The 26,227-nt window shown below is 39.9% G+C and carries 21 protein-coding genes and 1 riboswitch; of the genes, 11 read left to right on the top strand and 10 right to left on the bottom strand.

What is annotated here, in order from left to right; translation table 11 throughout:
* Positions 1-38: 38 nt before the first annotated feature.
* Positions 39-1,235: an MFS transporter gene (locus tag M3610_RS20755; protein WP_251462129.1), complete on the bottom strand. Its 1,197-nt coding sequence runs from the start codon at positions 1,233-1,235 to the stop codon at positions 39-41.
* 166 nt (positions 1,236-1,401) lie between these two features.
* Here M3610_RS20755 and M3610_RS20750 point away from each other — a divergent pair, with 166 nt between their 5' ends.
* Positions 1,402-1,692: a hypothetical protein gene (locus M3610_RS20750; protein WP_251462126.1), complete on the top strand. Its 291-nt coding sequence runs from the start codon at positions 1,402-1,404 to the stop codon at positions 1,690-1,692.
* A 312-nt stretch (positions 1,693-2,004) separates the two neighbouring features.
* Here the strand turns inward: M3610_RS20750 and M3610_RS20745 are convergent, their stop codons facing one another.
* Both M3610_RS20745 and M3610_RS20740 read right to left on the bottom strand, forming a co-directional pair.
* Positions 2,005-3,528: a glycine betaine uptake BCCT transporter gene (locus M3610_RS20745; protein WP_251462123.1), complete on the bottom strand. Its 1,524-nt coding sequence runs from the start codon at positions 3,526-3,528 to the stop codon at positions 2,005-2,007.
* A 32-nt stretch (positions 3,529-3,560) separates the two neighbouring features.
* Positions 3,561-4,226: a hypothetical protein gene (locus M3610_RS20740; protein WP_251462120.1), complete on the bottom strand. Its 666-nt coding sequence runs from the start codon at positions 4,224-4,226 to the stop codon at positions 3,561-3,563.
* A gap of 480 nt (positions 4,227-4,706) precedes the next feature.
* On the opposite strand from M3610_RS20740, the gene M3610_RS20735 reads away from it, so the two are divergent.
* A complete protein-coding gene (locus tag M3610_RS20735) occupies positions 4,707-5,345 on the top strand; it encodes an AmiS/UreI family transporter (protein WP_251462116.1) in 639 nt (212 codons plus the stop codon).
* Between the two features lies 1 nt (position 5,346).
* On the top strand, positions 5,347-6,522 hold the full coding sequence (locus tag M3610_RS20730; protein ID WP_251462114.1) for a NupC/NupG family nucleoside CNT transporter: 1,176 nt from the start codon (positions 5,347-5,349) through the stop codon (positions 6,520-6,522).
* A gap of 110 nt (positions 6,523-6,632) precedes the next feature.
* On the opposite strand, the gene M3610_RS20725 is transcribed toward M3610_RS20730, so the two are convergent.
* Complete coding sequence (locus M3610_RS20725; protein WP_251462112.1) at positions 6,633-7,343, bottom strand: GntR family transcriptional regulator; 711 nt, start codon at positions 7,341-7,343, stop codon at positions 6,633-6,635.
* 273 nt (positions 7,344-7,616) lie between these two features.
* On the opposite strand from M3610_RS20725, the gene bglA reads away from it, so the two are divergent.
* On the top strand, positions 7,617-9,056 hold the full coding sequence (gene bglA, locus M3610_RS20720; RefSeq protein ID WP_251462111.1) for a 6-phospho-beta-glucosidase BglA: 1,440 nt from the start codon (positions 7,617-7,619) through the stop codon (positions 9,054-9,056).
* Between the two features lie 194 nt (positions 9,057-9,250).
* The gene (locus M3610_RS20715) at positions 9,251-10,030 is read left to right on the top strand and encodes a YhfC family intramembrane metalloprotease (RefSeq protein WP_251462109.1); all 780 of its coding nucleotides are present in this window, start codon (positions 9,251-9,253) and stop codon (positions 10,028-10,030) included.
* A 66-nt stretch (positions 10,031-10,096) separates the two neighbouring features.
* On the opposite strand, the gene ahpF is transcribed toward M3610_RS20715, so the two are convergent.
* Both ahpF and ahpC read right to left on the bottom strand, forming a co-directional pair.
* Positions 10,097-11,626 (bottom strand): alkyl hydroperoxide reductase subunit F, encoded by a 1,530-nt coding sequence (gene ahpF / locus M3610_RS20710; RefSeq protein WP_251462108.1) that lies wholly within the window; start codon positions 11,624-11,626, stop codon positions 10,097-10,099.
* Between the two features lie 214 nt (positions 11,627-11,840).
* Positions 11,841-12,404, bottom strand: a complete 564-nt coding sequence (gene ahpC, locus M3610_RS20705) for an alkyl hydroperoxide reductase subunit C (protein WP_098573889.1) — start codon at positions 12,402-12,404, stop codon at positions 11,841-11,843.
* Between the two features lie 541 nt (positions 12,405-12,945).
* Here ahpC and M3610_RS20700 point away from each other — a divergent pair.
* Complete coding sequence (locus tag M3610_RS20700) at positions 12,946-13,656, top strand: hypothetical protein (RefSeq protein WP_251462101.1); 711 nt, start codon at positions 12,946-12,948, stop codon at positions 13,654-13,656.
* A gap of 484 nt (positions 13,657-14,140) precedes the next feature.
* Here the strand turns inward: M3610_RS20700 and M3610_RS20695 are convergent, their stop codons facing one another.
* Positions 14,141-17,833, bottom strand: coding sequence for a polysaccharide deacetylase family protein (locus M3610_RS20695; RefSeq protein ID WP_251462099.1), 3,693 nt, complete (start codon positions 17,831-17,833; stop codon positions 14,141-14,143).
* A gap of 443 nt (positions 17,834-18,276) precedes the next feature.
* On the opposite strand from M3610_RS20695, the gene M3610_RS20690 reads away from it, so the two are divergent.
* From M3610_RS20690 to M3610_RS20670, 5 genes are all read left to right on the top strand, one after another.
* Positions 18,277-18,753 (top strand): hypothetical protein, encoded by a 477-nt coding sequence (locus M3610_RS20690; protein WP_251462097.1) that lies wholly within the window; start codon positions 18,277-18,279, stop codon positions 18,751-18,753.
* A gap of 119 nt (positions 18,754-18,872) precedes the next feature.
* Positions 18,873-18,976, top strand: a riboswitch (TPP riboswitch).
* 110 nt (positions 18,977-19,086) lie between these two features.
* Complete coding sequence (gene tenA, locus M3610_RS20685) at positions 19,087-19,770, top strand: thiaminase II (RefSeq protein WP_251462095.1); 684 nt, start codon at positions 19,087-19,089, stop codon at positions 19,768-19,770.
* Entirely contained in the window at positions 19,767-20,360 is a 594-nt protein-coding gene (locus M3610_RS20680; RefSeq protein ID WP_251462093.1) for an ECF transporter S component, read from the top strand. The genes tenA and M3610_RS20680 overlap by 4 nt, the downstream gene beginning before the upstream one ends.
* On the top strand, positions 20,338-21,909 hold the full coding sequence (locus M3610_RS20675) for an ABC transporter ATP-binding protein (protein ID WP_251462091.1): 1,572 nt from the start codon (positions 20,338-20,340) through the stop codon (positions 21,907-21,909). The genes M3610_RS20680 and M3610_RS20675 overlap by 23 nt, the downstream gene beginning before the upstream one ends.
* A complete protein-coding gene (locus M3610_RS20670; protein WP_251462089.1) occupies positions 21,906-22,643 on the top strand; it encodes an energy-coupling factor transporter transmembrane component T family protein in 738 nt (245 codons plus the stop codon). The genes M3610_RS20675 and M3610_RS20670 overlap by 4 nt, the downstream gene beginning before the upstream one ends.
* A 304-nt stretch (positions 22,644-22,947) precedes the next feature.
* On the opposite strand, the gene M3610_RS20665 is transcribed toward M3610_RS20670, so the two are convergent.
* From M3610_RS20665 to M3610_RS20655, 3 genes are all read right to left on the bottom strand, one after another.
* Entirely contained in the window at positions 22,948-23,337 is a 390-nt protein-coding gene (locus M3610_RS20665; protein WP_251462087.1) for a VOC family protein, read from the bottom strand.
* A 98-nt stretch (positions 23,338-23,435) separates the two neighbouring features.
* Entirely contained in the window at positions 23,436-25,286 is a 1,851-nt protein-coding gene (locus M3610_RS20660; protein WP_251462084.1) for a diguanylate cyclase, read from the bottom strand.
* A 172-nt stretch (positions 25,287-25,458) separates the two neighbouring features.
* Complete coding sequence (locus M3610_RS20655) at positions 25,459-26,055, bottom strand: DUF5317 domain-containing protein (RefSeq protein ID WP_251462082.1); 597 nt, start codon at positions 26,053-26,055, stop codon at positions 25,459-25,461.
* Positions 26,056-26,227 lie beyond the last annotated feature (172 nt).

The following is a 26,227-nucleotide window of genomic DNA, read 5'->3' as shown; positions in this document are numbered from 1 at the left end:
CTGTTAGGTTAACGTCGTTTACATTAAGCTTTTCTAATTTAAGTTTTTGTCCGATGTGCGGCCCAGATGATTAGTGCAATAACGATCATAATGCCCCCTGTCACACAAACTCCTTGCCATTTCCACCAGCTCCATGCATAGCCGCTAAGTGTTGAACCAAGCGAACCGCCGAGAAAATAACTAACCATGTACACGGTATTTAACCGACTCCGTGCCTCTGGGATTAAACTGTAGATTCTGGTTTGATTGGAGACTTGGGCACCCTGGACACCTAAATCTAACAGAACCACTCCGACAAATAATGCCCATAAGGAGGTTCCCAAAAAACCGAAGAATAGATAGGAAAATAGGCAAATCCCAATTAACAGGCCAACCATTGTTTTGGCATTGAATCGGTCTGCCAAACGGCCGACGATTGGTGCACCCATTACGCCTACTATTCCTATTAAGCCAAATAATCCTGCGACTTCACTGCCATAATGATAGGGCTCCCCTTCAAGAAAAAACGAGAGGGATGTCCAAAATATGCTAAAACTGCCGAACAGCATTGCACCGATTAATGAGGCTTCTCTTAAAACCGGCTGGGTCACAATTAAATGCCCAATGGATTTATAAAGTCCGGCAAAGGATAAACGCGATTCTGGATAGCTCTTGGGAAGAAATGTCTGCAATATGATTGCTAAAGCCAACATCATTGCCGCAGCGATCCAGTACATGGTGCGCCAGCCAAGGCTTCCTCCGATCAGTCCAGAGACGGTTCTTGCTAATAGAATCCCGATGAATAACCCACCCATGATATTGCCTATCACTTTTCCTCTTTCCACGGGGGCGGCCAATTGTGCTGCAAGGGGAAGGATGATTTGTGGTACTACCGTGGTCACTCCCACTGCAAAACTCGCAAGGTTTATCCAGAGAAGGTTTTGCGCAGTGGCAATCCCTATAAGGGAAATCGTAACGGCAATCAATAAACCGGCAATCAACAGCCGGCGTTCCTTCATATCTCCCATTGGGACGAATATAAACATCCCAACAGCATATCCAATCTGTGTAAACATGGCGATGTTTGAGACTTGGTGGGCAGTCGCATGAAAGCTTCGCCCCATGTCGGCAAGGAGCGGTTGATTATAATAAAGATTTGCCACCGCCATCCCACAGGCAAGCGACATTAATAAAATTAACTTTTTAGACATGGAGGAATGCTCCGTCCTCGCGCTGTCATCAGTCGTTGTGATCAATCTATATTCCCCCTTTAATAACACCCGGAGTTTAATTGATTCTACAAAAGGAAAGAAAAACCTTCCCAAATATAGGGAATGGTCCTCCAAAATATTTACTTTCAACCATTGCCATACTATCATTTAATTGCAAAACGAATTCTTCTTCATGACAGGAGTAGTGGAAATGTTGATAGCTGATTTTATAATTGATTTGATTGGCGCTCTAATAGAGGCAATGATTCCTACTCCGAAGTCAAAGCTTGAAAAAAATATCAATGAATTAAAGGAAGAAGAATGGTTTGCCGATTTGGATAAAGATGTTCGCTATAATTACATCATTTGGCACAACAACAAAGTAAAACGTTTTTTGAAAAAGCCTGAAAATGTTAAGATTCTTAAAAGTAGTGAATGGGAGAGGGAAAAATTTATTCAGTTGGTGATTAAGGAGCATAAACGATTCGTGGGAATACGCTAGGTTCAATCCGCAAGAGGACCCGCTTTTATCGGTTGGGGAATCATGTTAAGCACCCGATCAGACAAATAAACGGAAAAATTCCGCTTAATTAGTAATTATGATTAAAAATAGCATAAATAGACGGAGAAATTCCGCTTATTTACTCGAAAAACTTGAAAATGGGGGATTTTGCACTGCATAGTCGGAAAAACTTCCCTTATTTACCCCGAAACGAGCCCCATTTTGCATTTAACCGGAAAATCTCCGCTTATGTTACTTACACAAAAACCTTCCTGATCAATTACACAATCAGGAAGGTTTTTTATTAAAAAATTAATAGTGTTGCGTGCTTCGTTTATTGCCTCTTTGTAATTCAACTTCCTTTTTTAGGCCTGTTAGTAATGAGTAGCACATAGCGAGCATGATAATGGCAAATGGGAGTGCAGCGGCGATGGAAGCGGTCTGCAATACCTCCAAGCCACCGGCAATTAGCAAAACGGCCGATAAGGCTGACTGGATGATACCCCATGTCATTTTTATTTTGTTAGAAGGATTTAGCGTTCCGCCTTCACTTAGCATCCCTAAGACAAAGGTCGCAGTGTCAGCAACAGTAATATAATAAATAGCGATCACGGCAAAACCTAAAATACTTAATAGGGAGCTTAATGGAAGGTGGTCGAAGAATATAAATATGGACAAGTTTATATTGTCGGCGATATGTTTTGCCAAATCACGGTTTCCGGGATCCTGAACAATGTCCAGTGCTGAACCTCCAAACACGGACATCCAAAGACAGGTTCCCAGTGTGGGAACAATCAATACTCCAACCACAAACTCCTTTATTGTCCGCCCTCTTGAAACCCGGGCAATGAACATGCCGACGAATGGTGCCCAGGCAATCCACCAAGCCCAGTAAAACAAGGTCCAGGAAGCAATCCATTTCTCCCCTTTTCCAAAAGGACTTATCCGTAAACTCATATGTAAAAAGTCACTTAGATACAGTCCTGTTGTATTGAAAAACACTTTAATAACCGTTAACGCCGGACCGACAATCATAATCAGTACAAGAATCGCCACTGAAAAGATGATGGCTGAGTTGGATAAATACTTTATTCCTTTTTCCAAGCCTGTATTAAGGGAAATAATAAAAAGGATTGTTGCGACCACAATGACAATAAGCTGAATCAATAACGTATTAGGAATTCCGAATATGTCATGCATACCTGCAGTGACCTGCATAGCCCCAAGCCCCAAAGAGGTGGCAATCCCGAAGACTGTGGCAAAAATGGACAGAATATCAATCGTTTTGCCTATCGGTCCATAAATCCTGTCGCCCAAAATGGGATGGAACGCGGAACTGATCGCAGCAGGAAGCCGTTTATTATATTGAAAAAAAGCAAGGGCTAAACCAATAACCGTGTAGATTGCCCATGGGTGCAGGCCCCAATGGAAAAATGTATATTTCATTGCGGTGTTCGCTGCATCAATGGTATAAGCTTTTCCGTACGGAGGAGCTGTATAATGGGTTACCGGTTCGGCAACACTCCAGTATACAATCCCTACACCCATACCCGCACCAAACAGCATGGCCAGCCAGGAAGGAGTGGAGAAATCAGGCGTGTCGGTTTTTCTGCCGAGTCGGATATTTCCATATCTTGAGAGCAATAAGTATATCGAAAAAAAGACGAAGAATAGGGTAGTACCTAGATAAACCCAGCCAAGGTAATCAATGGAGCTATTATAAACGGCGTTGGTGACTTTGGTAAGATTCTCTGTGAAAAAAACACCCCAGACAATAAATATGAGGGTCAGTAATAGAGAGATAATGAAGACACTATTTTCTTTAATTTTATCCATGGAAACCTCCTGGTACTGGAAAAATACTAATGCTAGTTATTAAACGGATTGTATTGAAATTCCCACGTATCCGTATCCATCAACTCTTCATGCGGCACCTCTAAACCGCCGCCAAGATAAATGGTTTGTCCTTTGATCGCCACCACCATCGCTTCGATTAACACATCATTATCCTTCTTTTTATATATGTCACCCAACTGCGTGGATAACTCACCGTATGGATGAACAATTTGCGGGCCGACGTCATCAATGTTTTCCTCCATATTTATCATGTCTTTATAATCGATCGGATGACTGTCAGGAGCACGTCCAGGTACCATCAATAAATATTCGGTATGCTTGATCCCATCCAAATCGCTTGTAATGACCCCTTTTTTATCAACCGTTTCCACCACTTCAATTTCATTTAAGGAATAGTGGTCCAGGGTATCGGGGTCCGGATTGTTAATGAAAATCAAATCTCCCGCTACTGGTTTTTGGTTATTCCGAAGCGTATATACCTTATGATTATAAATAAAGCTGTCATTTTCCCTTGGAATGTATTTTTCCACACTCGCTGCATTGGTTATATGCTGTGTTGAATCCCTTAACTTGATCAGATGAACGGAGAGTTTATACATTGGTTTTACTCCATACACCTTGTGTAACTCATTGTTATAGTAAACAAATTGCCCTTTTCTGACTTGATACAGCTTCATTACTAAGTCTCCCTTCAGTCATAGGTGGAGCAGTATTCTTCATAACAACTTGGAATTTGGATACATCGCTGTCATCTTTAGGATGTCTTTTTTCTGGAAAAACATGAAGTTTAAGTGGGAGGATTTTTCAGTTTAGATAAAATAGAAAAGGCTGAATGATATAAATAGGAGGGGAGAGAGTCTTGTTTTTACATTTTTTCATTATATTTTTTACATAGTTTCAAATTTTTATAAATAATTTTGCGAAAATAATAGAATTATCTATTATTGGGCATTGTTAAGAAAATTGGAAATTAATAAACTTAAATTTTGTTCAATTATGATTTAACATTTGTTCATAATATGTGTTATATTAGTAAAGTAATTTAAGATTAATGAAAGCGCTCACGGAGGATTGGTCCTGTTAGAAAAAAGAGAAGAAAATGCCGTGAATAGGTTAGGAGGGGAATGTTGTGAAAAGGAATTTTCACAGCAATTAATATGAGTAATGTTGGTTTATTTCTATCAGGCGCAGTGTTATTCCTAAACAGTCTGATGCTATTAGGAAAAGCGGATGGAAAGAGTGTGGGTCTCTTTAATATTTTCGTAGGAACCCTTCAAATAATGATCCCAAGTTATTTAATCGTCGTATCGGGCCAAAACCATTGGGAGCTTTACAATTATGCATCTATTTTCTTATTTGGGTTAACTTATTTATATGTTGGATTCACCTCATGGAAAGGGATTGATGGGAGCGGTCTTGGTTGGTTTAGTCTATGGGTTGCAATTGTTGGAGTGGTATATACCTTAACATCGATTATTCACTTTCAAAATGTTGTCAATGCACTGACATGGGCTATGTGGGCATTCTTATGGTTTCTGTTCTTCTTATCAAATGCACTTCATAAGAAAATTGACCATTATATTGGATTGGTTGCATTTGTTCAGTCATGGGTAACGTTGACCATACCAGCGCTCCTTTATTTTTTAGGTGTCTGGAATACACCAATGGTTGATCAAATCTGGACCTTTGTGTTAATTCTAGCAATCGTCTATTTTATTATCAGTTTTTTCAGCGGGAAGCTTTCCTATAAAAGAGAGTCAAATATTCAAGTAATCAATGCTTTGGAGGTAAAATAATATGTCAATTATCATTGGAATTGTTGGAATCCTTATTCTAATAGGTATTGCCTGGTTAATGTCAAACGATAAGAAAAACATTAACTTCCGTGCTGTAGGTATCATGGCAGCTGTTCAATTGTTAATCGCTTGGTTTATGCTGAATACTTCCATCGGTCAAAAAGTTCTGCACAAAATCGTCGATGGCTTTAACAAAGTTCTTTCTTTCGGGAATGACGGGATCTCATTTGTATTCGGCAGCCTTGCAGGAAAGGATTTATTCTTTGTTAATGTTCTAATGATGATTGTATTCGTAACCGCTTTACTAGGTATTTTAACTTATTCTAGAATATTACCATTAGCGATTAAATACATTGGCGGGGCAGTAAGTAAAATAACAGGACTTCCAAAGGTTGAATCATTTGTTGCGGTGAATTCTATGGTATTTGGTGATACGTCCGCGATCCTTTCTGTTAAGTCATTCATACCTAGTCTTTCTGGAAACCGTCTGTTTGTGGTTGTTACTTCTTCTCTTGTTGCGGTAAGTTGTTCAATCCTCGGTGCTTACATGCAAATGATTCCTGCGGAGTACGTATTGGTGGCGTTACCCATTAACGTATTCTCTGGACTTATCCTATCAACGATTGTGTGTCCTGTAAGGAAAGAGGAAGATGAAGAAATCGATATTAAGGGAATGATTCCTGAGAAATCGCTATTCGAAGCAATTGGCAACTGGACATTGCTCGGCGGAAAGACAGCTTTAATCGTAGGCGCTATGCTAATCACTTATGTAGGATTGATCGCGGCTGTTAACTGGATCTTTACTTCCATCTTCGGTATTTCTTTCACAGGTGTACTTGGATATGTATTCGCGCCAATCGCTTGGATTATGGGGATTCCTTCAAGTGAGATTGTTCGAGCTGGCTCTGTCATGGGTACGAAGGTAGCGGCTAATGAGTTCGTCGCTATGTTAGACTTCATGAAAATGATCCCTGATATGTCTCATAAGACGGTAGGTATTGTATCAGCATTCTTGGTATCGTTTGCTAACTTCTCTTCCATTGGAATTATCTTAGGAACGGTACAGGCTATCAATAATGAAAAGGCAAGTGAGTTAGCTAAGGTTGGTTTAAAGGTTTTATTAGTAGCAACCATGGGATCCGTCTTAACTGGAACGATTGTAGGATTGTTCCTGTAATCAAAAAGTACACGATAAAACCCCGCATCTTTTTTGCGGGGTTTTTGTCATTATCAGGTAACTTAAGCTGCCTTTGCCTTTAAAAGCTTGCCGTGCTTAGATTTACATGCTTACAAAAAGTTACTGTTCGCTTGGATAAAGAACTGAGATTGTTCATAGTTATACGTGACTTTAGAGAAGTCAAAAGGCTGGCCGTTGCTTAAATGAAAAATCGTTTCAACATTGAGTTTTGGGGCCCCTGCCTCCAATTCTAGATACTCCGCTTCTTCCTCATTCAGTTTATCGACATGAAGAAACACATCGGAAAAGCCGACCTTTAATCCTAATCCATCCCGAATGTAATTAAATATCGATTCAGAGACGATTTCTTTATTCAAGTAGGTAATGATTGATTTATTATAATAGGATTCTTCAAAGCATAATGTTTGCCCGTTAATATAGCGAACCCTTTTTACATAATAGACTTCATCCTCGAGTCCAATGTTTAAATTATCAGCCGCTTCTATTGTGGGATTTCGCACGTCTAATTCAATGACTTTTGAAGTGACATGATAATCCTCCAGGTCTTTTTTAAACCCTTGATTCGAAAGCAAACTAATATATCCCTTTCTCTTATGCCTTCTAACAAAAATGCCGCTGCCTCTGACTTGGAAGACTACCCCTTTTTTCTCCAACAGATCCAAAGATTTCGTAATCGTACTCTTACTCACTTCAAATTGAGCCATTAATGCTTCTAAAACCGGCAGTTTATCTCCTTGTTGAAGTGCGTTATCTTCAATATATTTTTCAAGTTCTGTTGCAATTTGCTGGTACTTTAACATTTGCATTCCTCATTAGTTAATTTACTTCATTCAATAATAGCATTATAGCATAAAGTTACTGAAAATATTATATAGTGATAATTTTTTTATTTGGGTATTGTAAAATTGTATCGGCACAATTATAATGTGACCATATACTTCGGTGTAAGCGTATAAATTAACTGAAAAGGGGATTTCGCATGTCGGGAAAAAAAGAAGTTATTGTCGAAGATATTAAAGAAAGTATTTTAAATCGTGGATTATTAACGGTTGTGAAATAAGGAGGAAATGAACATGGGTAAATTACCAACGGATTTTTTATGGGGCGGTGCTTTAGCAGCCCATCAATTTGAAGGTGGATGGAATCAAGGCGGTAAAGGACCAAGCGTTGTGGATGTGATGACAGCAGGTGCACATGGTGTACCGAGAAAAATTACTGAAACAATCGAAGCAAATGAATTCTACCCAAACCATGAGGCTATTGATTTCTATCATAACTATAAAGAAGATATCGCTTTGTTTGCTGAAATGGGATTAAAATGTTTACGGACATCGATCGGATGGAGCAGAATTTTTCCAAAAGGTGATGAAGCTGAACCGAACGAATCAGGATTACAATTCTATGATGATGTCTTTGATGAATTATTAAAGTATGGAATTGAACCTGTCATTACATTATCCCACTTTGAAATGCCGTTACATCTAGCACGAGAATATGGCGGCTTCCGAAATCGTAAAGTAGTAGACTTCTTCGCAAAATTTGCTGAGGTATGCTTTGAGCGTTACAAAGACAAAGTGAAATACTGGATGACTTTTAACGAAATCAATAACCAAATGGATGTTAATAATCCTATCTTCTTATGGACAAACTCAGGTGTTATGGTGGGAGAAGACGAAGATGCTAAAGAAGTAATGTATCAGGTAGCACACCATGAATTGGTTGCAAGTGCATTAGCGGTAGCAAAAGGAAAAGAAATTAAATCAGAGTTCCAAATTGGAGCCATGGTTTCCCATGTACCGATCTATCCTTTTTCATCCAATCCAGAAGATGTGATGTTAGCTGAGGAAGAAATGAGACAACGCTACTTTTTCCCTGATGTACAAGTTCGCGGTTATTATCCAAGCTACGCTTTAAAAGAATTTGAACGTGCAGGCTATGACATCAAGATTGAAGATGGCGATGATGAGATCCTAAGAAATGGTAAAGTTGACTACCTTGGTTTCAGCTATTATATGTCTACAACGGTTAAAAGCGATGTTGTAAGAGAAAATCTGGGAGATATCGTCAATGGCGGTTTACCGAATGGAGTCGAAAATCCATACATTAAATCCAGTGATTGGGGCTGGGCGATTGATCCTACTGGCCTTCGATATACATTAAATCGTTTTTATGATCGTTATCAAATTTCATTATTTATCGTTGAAAATGGCTTTGGTGCAATCGATACGGTCGAAGAGGATGGCTCTATCCATGATCCAGAACGAATTCAATATTTAAAATCTCATATTGAGGCATTGGAAAAAGCAGTAACTTACGATGGTGTTGATTTAATCGGCTATACGCCATGGGGCATCATCGATATTGTGTCATTCACAACAGGTGAAATGAAAAAACGTTATGGTATGATTTATGTAGATCGTGATAATGAAGGCAACGGATCCATGAAGCGATTCAAGAAAGATTCGTTTGAATGGTATAAAAATGTAATTGAAACAAACGGTGAAGAATTATAATCTCTACACGAGGGTGTCTCCAATACAGTTTTGGTACACCCTTTTATCATGCCTTCAAAGAGCCATAAACGTAATTACCCAGTACAAACGGAGAAATTTCCTAAAAAGTATTGACAGTAATTTACATCCTTATTATTATCATTATTAAGAATGATAATAATTAAGTTAACGGATACAAAAAAGGGGAGAGTTAAATGGTAAGTACGGCAACGATTATTTCGATGTTTGTCCCGATTGTGGTTTGCATTGGTTTATTTGTCGGATTGATTTTGGTTTATAGAAAGAAAACGGGGATTGCTGTAAAGCCGGTGGTTATTGGCGCTCTTGGGTTTGTCATCGCAACACAGATTTTAGAAAAAGTATTGCATGTCGTTGTTATCACAAACTTTCCCAATTATGCGGACCATCCCTGGTTATTTGGATTATACGGCGGCATGGCAGCAGGCTTATTTGAAGAACCGGCACGGTTTCTATTATTTATTTGGCTCCTGAAAAAATTTCATGATTACAAAGGCGGGATCTCGTTTGGAATCGGCTGGGGAGGTATAGAAGCGGTTTTGTTAGTGCTGATGACGGTTGTGCCAAACCTGATCTTCGCATTTATGATTAATTCGGGGACTTTTGAATCATCCTTAGCAGGGAGTATTCCAGCTGATCAGTTGGCAGGGATGAAAGAAACGATCGTAAATCAAGGAGTTTCCTTTTATTTATTAGGCAGTTTGGAGCGGTTTTTTGCTGTATTCCTGCAAATCGCCTTTAGTTTATTTGTATTGTTAGCAGTCGTTAAAAAGAAATTTTCCTATGTGGTCTATGCGATTCTCATTCATGCAGCAATTGACTTCCCACTCGCATTCTACCAAACAGGACATCTTAAAAACCTATGGGTCATTGAGATCTATATGGCGATCATCGGGCTATTATCCTTTGTTTTTATTAAAAAGGCAAGGAGTATACTGCCTCATACAACAAGATAGTTTGATAGAGTTATTTTTCAAAAGAAAAGGGAATTGGACTAGAGCCAATTCCCTTCGTTTAAGAAATTAATTACGGATAAGGTAATCAAATGCACCTAAAGCTGCAGTAGCACCTGATCCCATTGAAATGATGATTTGTTTATAGGCACTATCCGTACAATCGCCGGCTGCAAACACACCAGGTAGGGTGGTTGCTCCATGCTTATCCACAATGATCTCTCCAAAGCGAGTTCGTTCAAGTGTTTCACCTAGCCAATCTGTATTCGGTACTAGACCAATCTGTACAAACACACCTTGCAGTTCAACATGATGCTCTAAGCCTGTTTCACGGTCAATATAAGAAATGCCGTTTACTTTGTCAGTACCGGTAATTTCTTTTGTTTGAGCATTCTTGATCACCGTTACATTAGGCAGGCTGTATAGACGGTCTTGCAGGACAGAATCAGCTTTCAGCTCTGGCGCAAACTCAAGAACAGTTACATGATTAACAATGCCTGCGAGGTCAATAGCTGCTTCAATACCAGAATTACCGCCGCCAATAACAGCAACGTCTTTTCCTGCAAACAATGGACCATCACAATGTGGACAGTAGGCGACACCTTTGTTCTTGAACTCTGCTTCACCTGGGACGCCAACATTTCGCCAGCGGGCACCTGTTGATAGAATGACGCTCTTACTTCTTAAAATAGCTCCGTTTTCGAGTTCGACGGCAATAAAATCCTTCTTCTCCAAACGCTTTGCACGCTGTAAATTCATCACATCAACATTGTACTCTTTGACATGTTCTTCAAGACTTGCTGCTAGTTTAGGACCCTCTGTATATTTCGTACCGATAAAGTTCTCAATACCCATGGTGTCCATCACCTGTCCGCCAAATCTTTCCGCCACAATCCCTGTGCGGATTCCTTTACGTGCTGCATAGATAGCTGCACTGGCACCAGCAGGGCCGCCGCCGATCACAAGGACATCAAATGGTTCCTTATCAGAAAGTTCCGCTGCATTTGTTCCGCTGCCCATCTTGGCAAGGATTTCTTCAAGGGTCATCCGGCCGCTGCCGAACGATTCACCATTTAGGAAAACTGTTGGTACGGCCATGATGTCTTTGCTTTCCACTTCTTTTTTGTAAGCCGCGCCGTCAATCATGGTGTGAGAAATACCAGGATTTAAAACGCTCATAATGTTCAATGCTTGAACCACGTCAGGGCAATTGTGGCAGGTTAAACTGATATAGGATTCAAAGTGATAGTCACCTTTAATTGCTTTGATTTGATCAATGACTTTTTGATCAACCTTCGGGGCTCTGCCGCTTACCTGCAATAGAGCCAACACTAACGAGGTAAATTCGTGTCCTAGAGGAATACCAGCAAAAGTTATGCCTGTATCTTCGCCGATACGATTTACACTAAAGCTAGGTGTTCTTTCTAATTCAGTCTTCTCTACTTTAATCTGAGAAGACATATTGGCTAATTCGTCTACTAAAGCTAGCATGTCACGAGAAACGTCATCTGCTCCTGCGCTAACTTTAAGCAGTACGTTTCCCTCCATTAATTGAAGGTATTGTTCTAACTGAGCTTTTATATCTTGATCTAGTATCATTAATCTCTCACTCCTTAAATTTTTCCTGTGATCTTATTAATAATAATTCTAATTATATAATTATTATCATATAGAATTCATTATCAGTCAAGTGAAAAATACTTATCACTTTTGGCCATAAAAAGAAGAGTGACGTTGTACGATTTAAACATTATGTACTAAAAAAGGGAATTGGAAGCTTCCAATTCCCTTTGAATGTTGTTATATGTGCTGCTTAGATTTTGCCTACAAGATCAAGGCTTGGTTTAAGTGTTGCAGAACCTTCTTGCCATTTAGCCGGGCAAACTTCACCTGGATTGTTGCGAACATATTGTGCTGCTTTAATTTTGTTAACAAGCGTGCTTGCGTCACGGCCAATGCCGTCTGCATTAATTTCAACAGCTTGTACAACGCCTTCTGGATCGATGATGAACGTACCGCGTTGTGCAAGACCTTCTTCTTCGTCTAGTACATCGAAGTTGCGAGAAATCTTTTGTGAAGGGTCGCCAATCATAATGTATTCAATTTTACCGATTGTTTCAGAGGTATCATGCCATGCTTTATGTGTAAAATGAGTATCAGTTGAAACAGAATATACTTCGACGCCAAGATCTTTTAGCGTTGCGTATTCATTTTGTAAGTCTTCTAATTCAGTAGGGCATACGAATGTGAAATCCGCTGGGTAAAAGCAAACAACACTCCATTTACCTTTAAAGTTTTCTTCGCTAACAGTGATAAAATCTCCGTTATGGTACGCATTTGCTGTGAATGGTTTTACTTCTTTTCCGATTAATGACATAGTGAATTTCCTCCTAAGTATGGGTTTAAAATTTTATTTAGATAATCTACTAAATTAGATTAATTCTAATTACATAACTATTATTATATAAAATTTATTGTTTTGTCAACTGGAATGTATCATTTTTTTTTAGGTAGTGTTTAGGGGGGGCGAAAAAAAGGAGCCAGTGGTAACCAATAGAAGCGAATGGTGCCCGTGAGCCCGGGGAAAAGGAGCTAGCGGTAACCAATAGAAGCGAATGGTGCCCGTGAGCCAAGAAAAAAGGAGCTAGCGGTAACCAATAGAGGCTAATGATGCCCGTGAGCCCGGCAAAAAGGAGCTGAAGGTAACGAATAGGAGCTAATTGTGCTCATAAGCCCAGAAAAAAAGTAGTCAGAGGTAACGATTCCTAGTTAACACTTTATTCATCTCCGAGAAAGTTAGTTTTTTATAAAAAAGCCATTTTAATAGACTCCAAAATCCTGGTTACCCCCATAAGACAATTGGGTTCGTTCGAATTATTTTGATATGAATTCACATAAAAGTACACGAGGGGAATAACATGAAAAAAATATCCAAGGGTGCCCTTGCCATGGTAGTAGCGGGAGCTGTTACGTTTTCTGTCGCCAACGCTTTGTTGGCCGAACAACCTCTTAAACGATTAGCCAAAGAGATGGCTTTACCGATATCTGCTGACCGAGAAAAAGCGGTTGTTATGAAACAAGCTGAAAAAAACAATCCGACGCCAACAACGACTGTGAAAGGCCATGATCATGCCGTAACCCAAGTATCTTTAAAAAATAGCAATCTGGCTGCAACAGACGTCCAATCAAATACGAAAAAGCTCGGCTATAAAACGACAACTAGTGAGACACAAACACCTGTGGCAACAACAGTATCTGTGAAAAGCACGAAAGCACCGATGACTACACCCACGAAGTCGAGTACTGCAACCAAGCCGAGAACTAATACAACAAGTACAAGCACTAAGGCTGCAACAACAGCAAAGCCAGCGACAAGTGCAAATCCTGCAACAACATCAAGGCCAGCGACAAGCACAAATCCTGCAACAACAACAAAGCCAACGACAAGCACAAATTCTGCAACAACAACAAAGCCAGCGACAAGTGCAAAACCATCAACCTCTACAGCCGCGAAGTCGAATTCTAAGGCAGCTGCTGCAGCCACAACAAAAACCAACCATGGACAACAAGTATCTCAAGCAGCAAAAGAAAGAGCAGCTAGTCGTAAGGCTTCGAAAGAAAACAACTGAAAATGTAATTCTTTAAAAAAGGATCGCCACATATAAAAAAGTAAAACTCGCCAATTCGTAATTGGCGAGTTTCTTTATTAGGAATACAATATCCAACCACCTAGTAATGCCTCTAAATGAGATTCGCTTGGACTTTAAATACGATGTCTTGTCCTCCTTAATCTAGTAATCTGCAAAAGGAAAATAAGCGGAGATTTTCCTGTTAAATGTAAAATGGAGCTCGTTTCGGAGGAAATAAGCGGAGATTTTCCGGTTATGCCAAGAAAAATTCCCCATTTTCACCTTTTTCGAATAAATAGGCGGAATTTCTCCTTCTATTTATGCTTTTTTTAATAAAAATTTCAAAATAGGCGGAATTTTTCCGGCTATTGACCTGCTCAAGCACGTAAGCTGACCCCCAACCGATAAGTACGGCCCCCCTAATCAACAGCTTAACGATCAATAAAAAAAGGTCCTTCCCAAAATGGGAAGGACCTAAACGAATTTACATATTTTCGTGAACCTTCACAATAGAAGTCTCCTGCGTTACATTGCCTTTGCGTTTTAGTTTGCCCCAACCAACGGTTACTCCCTTGATGGCTGAGAAGATGGATTTTACCACCACATACGTCATCAGCTGTTTGTACAAGATTCGTTGTAGAAACAATGAAGCGAGCGGCTTTGGACTTTCTTTTTCCAATCGAAACGCATAGAGAGAAGTACAGAAATCCAGCAAGTAAAATAGGATAAATCCAATCGCCGCTTTTTCAGGATGCGGGTTAAAAAGAGCGATAATGAACAATAAATCGGCAATCGGCGAAATGGTTTGATAGATATACTGAAACAGCCACATGTTTGGAAGCGCGACAAAACCTAATGAGTGATGTTTTTTATTGAATAAAGCCCCGCGATGCTTCCATAAGCATTGTAAGGTTCCATACACCCAACGGTAACGCTGTTTGGCCAGACTTTTAAGATCTTCAGGCACTTCTGTGTAGGCATAGGCCTTTTCTTCGAATTCAATCGTTTTCCCCAGGCGTAACAGAGTAAGCGTAATATCCGTATCCTCGGCAAGGGTATCCTCTTGAAAATATCCTGCTGCTTCTACCGCCGTCTTTCTCCAGGCACCGATGGCACCAGGAACAACGGTAATACAATTGAGGGCGGCGAAGGCTCTTCTCTCGAGGTTAAAGCCAGTCACATATTCGATATGCTGCCAGTTTGTCAGGAGGTTCCCTTTATTGCCGACCTTTACATTCCCTGACACAGCTGCGACATTCTCATTTTTAAAGTGGTTCACAAGCAAGGAAATCGCATTTTCAGCGATGAGTGTATCCGCGTCAAGTGCCACGACGATTTCCCCATTTGCTTCTTTAAACCCAAGATTGACAGCGGAGGATTTCCCGCCATTGGTCTTTTTAATTAATCGGACGAGTGGATGGTCTGCATAAGTCTCTTCCACGACAGCCGCCGTATCATCCTTTGAACCGTCGTCGATAACCAGGATTTCAAAAGCAGGGTAATCGCTCGCTAAAATCGAATCGACGGTTTTGCAAATGACTTTTTCCTCGTTATAGGCAGCAATCACGACACTAACATACGGGGTAAAGTCAGGGTCAATCTCCGTTTCCTTATACCTTTTGACCTGCCTTCTTGAAAGGAAAACGAAGACAACTAGTCGCAGGATTCCGATCACGATCGCTGAGTAGAAGAGAAAGCTTAATCCTAAGTTCCAGCCTTGGAGGACTTTGAATACTGCCTTGTCATAGACTAAATAAGGGTTGTCTGGATTAGCTTCAGGCATAATTTGACGATCACTTTTTCCAATCAGATCCCCAATGGTGGAAAAGGTGTAGCCGCGCTGTTTGAGCTCTTTAATAATCATCGGCAAGGCTTTTACCGTGTTCGAGCGGTCACCGCCGGCATCGTGCATCAATATCACATTTCCATCTTGCAGCTGGCTCAATACCTGCTGGAGAATCTCCTTACTAGAAAGTCCTTGCCAATCATCCGAATCGATTAATTCACCGACCGTTGTATATCCCATCTCCTGTGCCCGCAAGATCGGCTCCAGTTCACTCTTCGTGTTTGGTTCCGCATCGGCTGCATATGGAGGACGGAAAAGGGTCATCGAATGGCCTGTAATTTCTTGATACAACCGCTGATTAGCATTGAGTTCCCTTTTTGTTTGTTCCGGTGTGATCGATGCAATATTCGGATGGGTAAAGGTATGGTTGCCAATTTCATGGCCCTCTTCATACATCTTTTTCACCAATTGTGGATGCTGCATCGCGTTCTCACCAAGGATAAAAAAGGTGGCTTTGATATGGTTCCTTTTCAAAATGTCTAATATTTGTGGAGTATAGGTTGGATCTGGACCGTCATCAAAGGAAAGGACGATTTCCTTACTTTTCGGTTTTCCATACCGTTCTACCACAATTGGTTGTGGCAATTTAACATACGATTCGGTTTGAATCATCCCTTGTGCATCCAAGCGAATTGTTCTGTTCCCCTGTTCTGTTTGAGAAGCAATTTTCAAAACTTCACCCTCACCTGCAAAGTGAACAGGATTAGGGCTGACCAAGGATTTAAGGGCATTGGTTGGATCGTTTATTTCCTTTGGTTTATTCAGATAATTCCAGATGGAAGGATCTTCAGAACCAAGACGCCAAACCGCGATACCTTTTGAACCATGATCCATTGATAACTTCATCTGATTATAAAAAGTAGCCCCATCTAAAAACCAAACGGTATGATTTTTCCCTTTTAATTTGTAGCGTAAATAGGGGTTGCTTGTTTGTTTATTCCACTGGATTTGAAGGTTGGTGCCTATTCCTAAATCCATGATATCGCCGAAGGCAACTGTTTTGGCGGGCTGACCGGAGTTTTCCTCCCAGTCGTACCCGAAGCTGCCCAAACTCACAATCAATTTTCCCGATGGAATTTGGAGTTGGTTTAAATTCTCTTCAACCCAATCCGTTGGTGCCACAGGTCCAGGTTTACTCATTGAATGATGCTGGTCATATAACATGACAATCATCCGATCTACATTTGCTGATAGAGCAGCGTAGTTAAAACTATCGTTGTCCGGCGGAACATCTAGTGTAACCATGAGACCATGTTGATGGAAGGCATGATTAACTTTGCTGATAAATCGCGTGAAGTGATTTCTATCATTGGGCTGAATGTCTTCAAAGTCGATATTGATTCCGTCAAAGTCATTTGTTCTCACATAATCCAGCATCTTATTTATAAAAAGATCTTCTGCACCAGGAGTGATAAATAACCGGTGCAGTACTTCGCCATCCCATTTATTATTAGTGAAATTATTTACTAAGGGGAGAATCTTTATCTTATGTGTTTTGGCCTGATCAACAATCGACTTGTCTGTGCGGGTTTCAAGGGTTAGGCCATGTGTAAGTTGCAGCCAGCCCGGTACTAATGTGGTAATCGAATCAATATTCTTTTTAAAAGAAGTGCGGCTGTTTTTGTCCCAATCGACGTAAAAACCATAAACTTCTTGTTTTTGATTCACTTCCCCGATTTCTTTTTGACTAGCAAGGGAAGGCGTTGTTTTTTGAACCTGAGCGGCGAGTTGTTCTTCACTAAAACTTGTATTAATTGGTTCGATCACGCTCTTTGCTCTGCTGTTATCAAGTTGCAGTGCTGGAAACTCTGGGTTGTTATTCAGGCTTTCGATAAAAATCGTCGACACTAAAATCATTAAAGCGGCAAAGCCTGCACCCATTCGTTTGATAATCGACCAGCGTCTTTTGGCAGGATCAAGAAAAACATGGTCTTGATTCCGCTCTCTCTTTTTCAACCCTAAATTGTAAAACCAATGGAAGAAAAAATAGCAAACAAGACCAATCAGGCCGCCTAGGATTGCTGGGGCAATCGATTGTGAAAGCTGTATTTTCGATTTTAAGGTTGAAATGAACCACGTATCTTCTAATCTACTTAAATCCAGGATGGGTAAATGATTCATTTTTGGAATGAAAATAGGTATCAACGTTCCCAGGAATAAGGCGATGATATTCAGACGTAACAAAAGTGACAGAACTACTAATAGCGGTATTCTTATATTATCTAAAGGCAAAAACCCTAAGAAAAAACCAAGTGTGCTTGCCACCGCTCCGGCATTTCCGGTGACAGGAGCAAATAGTGACCTAACCAGCCACCTAAACATTCGATTCACATAGATTCCTCCTCTAGGTGTAGTGTTGTTCTATATTAATAGATTTATATTTTACATAATGTCCAGCAGATAGCGGGCCAGATTTTTCGACAGAAAATGACCATATTCAAAGACTTAGATAGTAAAGTGGAGATTTTGGGGGTAGGAAGAAAAAGTTCTTATTCTTTTTAAATGGTAATAGAGGGTAGAGGGAATATTTTGGTTAGTTACCAAGATAACATCTATTCCTGCGCTTAGTACCTATTTTTAGAGACTTATGACCTATTTCCAGAGACTTATTACCTATTTTTTGAACCTTATAACCTATTTCCGGACGCTTATGACATGTTTTACGAGACTTACGACATTTATTGGTAAATAATTGGAAGTTAGAGGGGTGGAGAGGTATGTTTTTTACTAAAAATGGAAATTTTATATATATTGATGCCTAAGGAGTTAACTAAATGGTCGGGATTATTATAGCAGTGATCTTATTTAACCTAATTGCAATCAAAGTAAAAAAACGTTTAACCAGAAGTGAGATGCTGCAGATTTGGTTATTTACAACCTTATTCCAACTGATGTTTGATGTATTTATCAGTTTGAAATACCAGGGGTACTGGTATTTCACTAAGGGTGTGGATTGGCAGTCCTTGCTTGTGTATTTATGTTTAGTCCCACCTGTGAATCTTATCTTTTTAAATGTCTATCCTTTAAAAAGTCCATTATGGAAACAATTCTCCTTTTTTTTAGCTTGGAATGTAGGAATTGTGATCTATGAGGTTTTAACCTTATTACCAGAGCCTTGGGGTTATTTCCATTATGGTTGGTGGAGTTTGTATCACTCCATCATGATCAATCCTTTTCTCCTCCTCATCTTATTAGGGTTCTATAAATTAGTTCGTCGATTAGAACATAAGGCTGTGGTTAAGCAAGTATAGTGGGGAAAATGAGAAGGCGTCTCCTTGTTCTATAGGACGTTTGGTCTATTTTTATCCTTTAGCTGTTAACTGATTGACAACATTAACCAGCGGGTGTAGAGTGAATATTAAATTTATAGGAAGACCACTAGGGGAGCCGTTTGGCGGCTGAGACAAGAATAATCTTGGACCCTTTGAACCTGATCTAGTTCATACTAGCGTAGGAAAGTGGAGTCTGTGTATGGATAAATACTATTATTCTGCCGCTCCATTTTTGGAGCGGTTTTTTCGTGTTCGAACCGTTAGCCGTTCCATTTAGTGTCTTCCCATAAAACAAATAAGGGGGAGAAATATATGAGTTTTTCAGCAGAACTAAGAAGAGAAGCCAATCCGATTTTTGAGGCAATTTTTGAACATCCGTTTGTCCGGGGGATCGCTGATGGGGAGTTACAAAAAGAACAATTGGTTCATTATGTAAAACAGGACTTTGAATATTTGAATTCCTTTATTCGCATCTATGGAATCGCAGTTTCTAAGTGTGAGAATCGTGAAGAAATGGATATGTTTAATCAGCAGATTTCATTTATATTAAACAGTGAAATCCATCCACATAATAACTTTTGTCAAGTAGCAGGTGTACCCTACGAGGCATTACAGGGATATCCGTTAGCACCCTCAGCCCTTCATTACACGCGTCATATGCTTACGGTTGCACATGAAGGGACATTAGGGGAAATTCTAGCGGTATTGCTTCCATGTCCATGGACGTATTGGGAAATTGGGAAAAGATTATTAACGGAAGTGAATCCAGATCGCTCCCATCCTTTTTATGATTGGATTCATTTTTATGGAAACCGGACCGATTCGATTACGACAAAATTTTGTGCCAGGATCGATGAGTGGGCTAAGATAGCAACAGAGAAAGAAAAGGAAAAAATGAAGGAGCATTTCCTCATCAGTTGTCAGTTGGAATATATGTTCTGGGATATGGCTTATAAACTAGAAGAATGGCCTGTGAAAATGGAGGCAGTGAAATGAAGACCTGGAAGATGAAAGAAGTCGTTCTTGCTGTGATTCTAGCGGTGGCCTGTGGAGTGATTTATTTAGGATGGTCGACGCTGTGGATTCCGATTTCTGCTATTGTCGGGCCGGTCGGTGCAGGCTTTATGTTTGGTATTTGGGTGATTGCCAGTCCAATCGTCGCGTATATTATCAGAAAACCGGGAGCAGCATTTATTGCAGAGGTAGCAGCGGCTGCCGTCGAGTTATTAACAGGAAGTCATTTTGGTCTGTCGGCCCTGTTAGTAGGTGTTTTTCAAGGGATTGGTTCAGAAATTGCCTTCGCCCTATTCGGATATAAACGGTATAACCTTTTTACTTTAATGCTATCAGGTGCTCTAGCTGCCGTATTTGGAATGCTTTATAACATAATCGCCAACGGTTTCGGTTATTACACACTGGAAGTCTTTTTGATGACACTAGGAATTCATGTCATCAGCGGCATGATTCTTGGCGGCTGGCTAGCGAAAGTTGTCGTGGATGCCCTCGCAAATACAGGGGTGTTAGAGCAATATGAGTTGATGAAGGAAAAAAGAAAAAAGGACAATGTCAATGTTTCTGGGTTGTAAAGATCTTTCGATTCGTTTTTATAACCGCTCTGAAAAAATACTCAATCATATTACCTTGTCCATCCATCAAGGGGAGAAGGTATTAATCCTTGGACCTAGTGGGAGTGGGAAATCTACATTGATTTCTGCTCTTGCTGGGATTATCCCTGAGCATTTGGACGCAGAGGTCAGCGGTGAAGTATGCATCCGGAAAAATGCAGGAGTGATGTTTCAAGATCCTGATTCCCAGTTTTGTATGCTGCGTGTCGATGAAGAAATTGCCTTTAGTCTGGAAAACCGTTCGATTCCTCGTAACGAAATGGATCAAATGATCTCGGATTTGATGGAAAAAGTAGGGCTGATGGTTGATAAGAAAACACCGATTGAAATGCTCTCAGGCGGGATGAAACAACGATTGGCGTTAGCGTGTTTGCTTGCATTAGAACCAGACGTCCTTTTCTTTGATGAACCAACCGCTCAACTCGACCCTGCTGGCCGGAATGAGATCTTTGGTTTATTGAGGCGGTTTGCTCAAACAACCAACCATACGATGGTCTTTGTAGAACATGTCCTTGACGGCTGCATCGAATGGATGGACCGAGTCATTATCCTTGATGAGCATGGAAAGATTATTGGGGATGGGGAACCAAAAGAGATGCTGCTCCAATTTAATCAACAAATGAAAGATGCGGGGATTTGGCGCCCTAAGTTGTTTCCTCACAAATGGGAGGAGATCGTTCAAGATCCCTCGCACCCTCTATCTATCAAACTTATAAATAGGGTAAAAACGAAACCGCTCGTACAAGGCGATTGTTTACTCCGCACCGAACATGTTGAAATTGGCTATGGGAAGAAGACCGTTGTCAGTGATATAGAGGTGAAAATCCATAGAGGGGAATGGATTTCCATTGTCGGAGAAAATGGGAGTGGGAAAAGCACTTTTTTAAAAAGTCTGATCCGGTTGGAGCCGATTCAAAAAGGGAGAATTTACTTTCAAGGTAAGGAACTAAAAAAATGGACAGACCGAGAATTATTTGAGCAGGCAGGCTTTGTTTTCCAAAATCCCGAACATCAATTCATTACCGATACGGTTTTTGACGAAGTGGCTTTTGGCGGCCGGCAGCGAAATTGGCCGGAGGAGCAGGTGCGCTCGAAAACCAATCGATTGTTAGAGGAGTTTGGATTGGCACCATACCAGGATGCGCACCCTTTTACCCTGAGTTTAGGACAAAAACGGCGGTTAAGTGTGGCGACAATGTTATTGTTCGATCAAGCTTTGCTATTGCTTGATGAACCAACCTTTGGTCAGGATGAAAAAACAGCGAGAGAGCTTATTAAACGTCTCAAAGAGAGACAGGAACAGGGAACAACCATTGTGATGGTAACCCATGATATGGATGTGGTCGATCGTTTTTCTGATCAAGTCCTTCTATTCAAAAAGGGACGAGTATCCTATCAAGGAACGCCCTATGGCTTATTTTCAGAGCCAAGTAATTACTGTGAAAGTGCGTTGATTCCACCACTCCATTACCGTTTGATGCATGCGCGAAAGGAGGGTGTTTTGGTATGAAGGCGAATGATTCATTCTTAGCTTCACTCAATCCTGCTTGTAAGTTGTTCGCTCATTTGATCGTGATGTTTCTTTTAATGGCCATCTCCAATCCAACGGTGACTTTTTTGATTTGGTTTCTTGCGCTATTGATTGGCATTTTTTTAGGCGGATGGAGAATGACGTATCTTGTCAAAAGGCTTTTGCCTTATTTAGGTTTTTTCATTCTTGTATTTTGGATGATAGCTGCTTTTGGAGAGGGAGAAGAAACAATTTGGAAAGGGGCTTGGTTCCATATTACGGTGGAGAGTTTAAATCATGGGTTAACCATCGCCTTAAGGATGTTAGCGTTTGTCACATATGGATTGTTATTTACCTCTACCACAGACATCACTTTGTTTATTATGAGTTTAATTCATCAATGTAAACTGTCACCCAAATGGGCGTATGGGCTATTAGCGGGGTTCCGCTTTATCCCGTTGTTCCAATCGGAACTAAACCAAATGAAGACGGCACATAAAGTGAGAGGTTACCGGCAAAGAAATAATTGGAAAGCGTTTATGAGGTATGCTTTGCCATTGTTTACGCAGGGAATAAGAAAATCAGAACGAATAGCGATTGCCATGGAGGCGCGTGGGTTTACGGGTACAAGGGACAGAACCTATTATCAAACAACTAAACTAGCAGTGAAAGATTTCGGCTATCTGCTTTCGTTACTTATTGTTGCTTGGGGGATCATGACTTTTATTGAATAGGCTCTGTTATAACTGAATATTGATTCCACTGTGTCTGAAAATAAACGGAAAAATTCCGTTTATTTTGGGAAATACCCATATTTCCTTAATAATAAAGGAAGTTTTTCCGTCTAAACTATCGAAATCTTTGGATATTGTCTTATTTTGAGGAGTTAATCGGAATATCTTCCCTTATATTGCTTCTTAAGCCCTGTCTATATCCATTAGCCGGAAATTCTCCGCCTATGAATTCTCATAACTACACGAAAATCTACAATGAATAATAAGGGGAGAAGTGTATACGCACTTCTCCCTTTTGGCTTTACTAAAGGTCTGCTTGGTCAACGTTTAGTTCAATGAGATTTCCATCTGGGTCGGCACAGAAAATCTGGGCAAAGCCACTCATGCCCTTAGGTTTCTCTAATAGTTCAACATCCTTACTTTTCAACCAATTCAACGCAGCATTGTAATCTTTCACCCGAAGAGCAAAATGACCTTCACGGCTGCTTAGGCGCTTATCTTGGCGAATGGTTTGGGAGGCATGATCGACGATGAGATGGAGCTGTTGTCCTTCGATATCATACCAAGCACCAGGGAAATCAAAATTCGGGCGCTGGATTTCTTTTAAACAGAGGATATTGCTATAAAAATGCTTGGCCTTTTCTAAATTGGTCACGGATAGGCTCACGTGGTGGAGGCATTCATATTGAATCATGGCGGATTACTCCTTCATAAATTTTATTCCATCATACCACAAGGAGTTGGACGGATTGAGATAAAAACCAGGCATACAGCCTGGCTTAGGTCCATTTCTTAATACTCGATACTTGCGGCAACCTCTTTCTGCTGTTCATCCCATGAGTTATCGAATTCCGTAATCATTGCAATGAATGGTTCGATAAATTGGGGGTCAAATTGTTTGCCAGAGCAGCGGCGCAACTCGGCGATTGCTTCTTGAAAGGTTTTTGTTTTTTGATAGGGCCGCTCTGTTGTCATGGCATCAAAGGAATCGATCACGCAGAGAATTCTTGCTAGTTTTGGGATCGATTTTCCGATTAGCCCATATGGGTAGCCGTTTCCATCAAAACGTTCGTGATGGAGTTCAACGAGTGGAATCAAATCTTCTAATTTCTTATTGGTTGAAATGATATCTTTTCCATAGGTAACGTGTTTTTTCATGGTTTCCCATTCTTGAGAGTCGAGACTGCCTTTTTTATTTAATATTTCACGCGGAATTTCAATTTTTCCAATGTCATGGATAAGCGCTCCGAGAATCAGTGTTTTGCGTTCATCCACGCTTAGATTCAGTACGCGTGAGAAATCGACCGCATATTGGTAGACACGCTTGCTATGGCGATAGGTATAAACATCCTTGGAAAGAAAGATTTTTAATTGATATTCTGCTTCCTCTAGCTCTTTTTCAAGCGAAAGAGAGCGTTGTACGGAATATTCTGAATGTCCATTGTAAATTTGGACTAGATTTTTTCCTTGGTTTTTCGCAGCATACATGGCTTGGTCTGCTTTGTTGAGAAGTTCAGAAATGCTGTAGGTTTCTTTTTCACATTCTGCAATCCCCGATGAAAAGGACAAGCAGCCGTAGGGGAGACCTTCCACCCCTTTATAGTAGGTGTCATTTACTTTCTTCCGCAATTCATTCATGAACGAATATGCAGTCTTTCGATTGGTATTTGGCATGATAATCGAAAACTCTTCCCCGCCGTATCGGGCAACGATATAGTGTGCCGCGTCGGAACTGGATTTCAAAAGGGTACCAAATTCTTGGAGCAAATGATCCCCTTGAATATGACCGTATAGATCGTTGTATTTTTTAAAATCATCAATATCCATGATGACCACACACAATGGCTGATCATTTTCCTTCGAAGCAGTTACTTCTTTTTCCAAAATTTCTTTAAAGTACCCGTGGTTGTTAAGTCCGGTTAATGTATCTTTGTTGGCTTTATCAAGGGTTTCCTGGAACAATTGAAAATGTTGATTAAATGCGACGGATAATAGGATCGCAATACACACAAACATAACTAGACCCAAGATGGGACTTGACTGGATAAGAATTCCTAGGACAAGTGAGAGTAACAATGTACTAAGATAGCTTACTAGAAAGGTCTTATCCTTCACAATCCCACTCATTAAATTAAGCGCACTTTCCTTTTGTTGGAGCAGGAAATATAAACTGATTAAAATGGTGTTAAGAATAAAATAAGAACTGAGTGAAAGAATGTACGGAAATAAGTACCCTGTATTAATGTTACCAATATTTCCATGGGTAAAATCAAAGAGATAATAGGAAAAAATCATCATAATACTATAGATAGAAAAATTGAATAGATGCTTCCACCAGGCAATCTTTCGTTTATAAATTGCATAGATAATAGAATTAATTAGTAAAACAACCAAGGTAAATTTTAAGCCATATAAATAAATACTGGCCAGATAAATAGCAGAGTCCATCGAAATGGAATTACCATCAGGCGGTATGGGGATTGTGTAATGATTTAGGAGTAATATTGCTCCCACTAAAGTAAGGGAAATAATCAATTTTGATGTATCGTGGAATTCATAGGGCTTTTGCAGTAAAAATCCCAAACTTCCAAGTAATGAAACGATTACCAAATAGAGATTCGCAGGTTGCTTGATTCTGTCCACTTTAATCACTCATATCTAAATATATTAGAATGGAGAAGTATGAATATTTTACTCCTCCATTCTTCTTATTATATTAGTTTCATTCCAGATGTTAAAGCAATAATCATTGAAGCAAGAATAATTGCATTTGTAATAACACTAGTTAATTTGATGCCTTCACGCTTTTGTTGTCTCATTTGATTTCACCTCCTTTTAAGGAAAGTGAACTTTCTTGTTTTTTCTTTGCGGCTGGATGTCTTAGCATTAAGTATTGAATAAAGAGGAAGGCACCGATATTCATAACCACATCACCGATACTAATGATTTGGGTTCTAGGATATGGATCGGTGATTGGAATAATATCGCCTAAAAAGCCTAATTTTGTAGATTCTGTTAGTGATGTATGTTTCGCATATAATTGTTCTTTAAGGATATCGAGGTAACCGGGTTCTAAAATAGATGCTGCATGTAAAGATACTGGCATTCTTCCGCCATTGGTTACCATGACTAAAAAATTGAGAAATACACCAAGTAAAATAAGTATAAATCCCGGGTTTTTGCGGTTCATCAATAAAAATAGCAGTCCTAGTACATAAACAACTATATAGATAGATCCACTGAACTGTCCTAGTAATTTGCTATCGTTTTGCAGCATAAAAACGGCTAATTCAACAACCAATAAAAGAGGAAAGATCCATCCCCCTTTCAGCTTCAACTGCGCGAGTGCTCTTAAATTCCCTTTTCGGAGGAAACCTACTATAAGTGAAAAGATGATGCCGTCAAATACCATCGTTGTTACCCACCTATGCTAGAAATATGAAATGTTTAAAAATTTTGTTAAAGAAAAATATTCCCACAATAATATAATCAAAGAAAATATTCTAATGCAAGTGGTTATTTTGATGAAATTAGAATAATTTGTGTATTTTTGAAAATATTTGGCGAAATAGGACGGATTTCAA

Source organism: Neobacillus sp. MER 74 (assembly GCF_023714155.1).
The sequence above is the reverse complement of the archived record's forward strand: the minus strand, read 5'-3'. Positions and strand labels throughout refer to the sequence as shown.

Excerpts from the sequence above, each read along its gene's own strand:
- M3610_RS20750 (WP_251462126.1), top strand. The coding sequence starts at position 1,402 with ATGTTGATAGCTGATTTTATAATTGATTTGATTGGCGCTCTAATAGAG.
- M3610_RS20745 (WP_251462123.1), bottom strand. The coding sequence starts at position 3,528 with ATGGATAAAATTAAAGAAAATAGTGTCTTCATTATCTCTCTATTACTG.
- M3610_RS20740 (WP_251462120.1), bottom strand. The coding sequence starts at position 4,226 with ATGAAGCTGTATCAAGTCAGAAAAGGGCAATTTGTTTACTATAACAAT.
- M3610_RS20735 (WP_251462116.1), top strand. The coding sequence starts at position 4,707 with ATGAGTAATGTTGGTTTATTTCTATCAGGCGCAGTGTTATTCCTAAAC.
- M3610_RS20730 (WP_251462114.1), top strand. The coding sequence starts at position 5,347 with ATGTCAATTATCATTGGAATTGTTGGAATCCTTATTCTAATAGGTATT.
- M3610_RS20725 (WP_251462112.1), bottom strand. The coding sequence starts at position 7,343 with ATGTTAAAGTACCAGCAAATTGCAACAGAACTTGAAAAATATATTGAA.
- bglA (WP_251462111.1), top strand. The coding sequence starts at position 7,617 with ATGGGTAAATTACCAACGGATTTTTTATGGGGCGGTGCTTTAGCAGCC.
- M3610_RS20715 (WP_251462109.1), top strand. The coding sequence starts at position 9,251 with ATGGTAAGTACGGCAACGATTATTTCGATGTTTGTCCCGATTGTGGTT.
- ahpF (WP_251462108.1), bottom strand. The coding sequence starts at position 11,626 with ATGATACTAGATCAAGATATAAAAGCTCAGTTAGAACAATACCTTCAA.
- ahpC (WP_098573889.1), bottom strand. The coding sequence starts at position 12,404 with ATGTCATTAATCGGAAAAGAAGTAAAACCATTCACAGCAAATGCGTAC.
- M3610_RS20700 (WP_251462101.1), top strand. The coding sequence starts at position 12,946 with ATGAAAAAAATATCCAAGGGTGCCCTTGCCATGGTAGTAGCGGGAGCT.
- M3610_RS20690 (WP_251462097.1), top strand. The coding sequence starts at position 18,277 with ATGGTCGGGATTATTATAGCAGTGATCTTATTTAACCTAATTGCAATC.
- tenA (WP_251462095.1), top strand. The coding sequence starts at position 19,087 with ATGAGTTTTTCAGCAGAACTAAGAAGAGAAGCCAATCCGATTTTTGAG.
- M3610_RS20680 (WP_251462093.1), top strand. The coding sequence starts at position 19,767 with ATGAAGACCTGGAAGATGAAAGAAGTCGTTCTTGCTGTGATTCTAGCG.
- M3610_RS20675 (WP_251462091.1), top strand. The coding sequence starts at position 20,338 with ATGTCAATGTTTCTGGGTTGTAAAGATCTTTCGATTCGTTTTTATAAC.
- M3610_RS20670 (WP_251462089.1), top strand. The coding sequence starts at position 21,906 with ATGAAGGCGAATGATTCATTCTTAGCTTCACTCAATCCTGCTTGTAAG.
- M3610_RS20665 (WP_251462087.1), bottom strand. The coding sequence starts at position 23,337 with ATGATTCAATATGAATGCCTCCACCACGTGAGCCTATCCGTGACCAAT.
- M3610_RS20655 (WP_251462082.1), bottom strand. The coding sequence starts at position 26,055 with ATGGTATTTGACGGCATCATCTTTTCACTTATAGTAGGTTTCCTCCGA.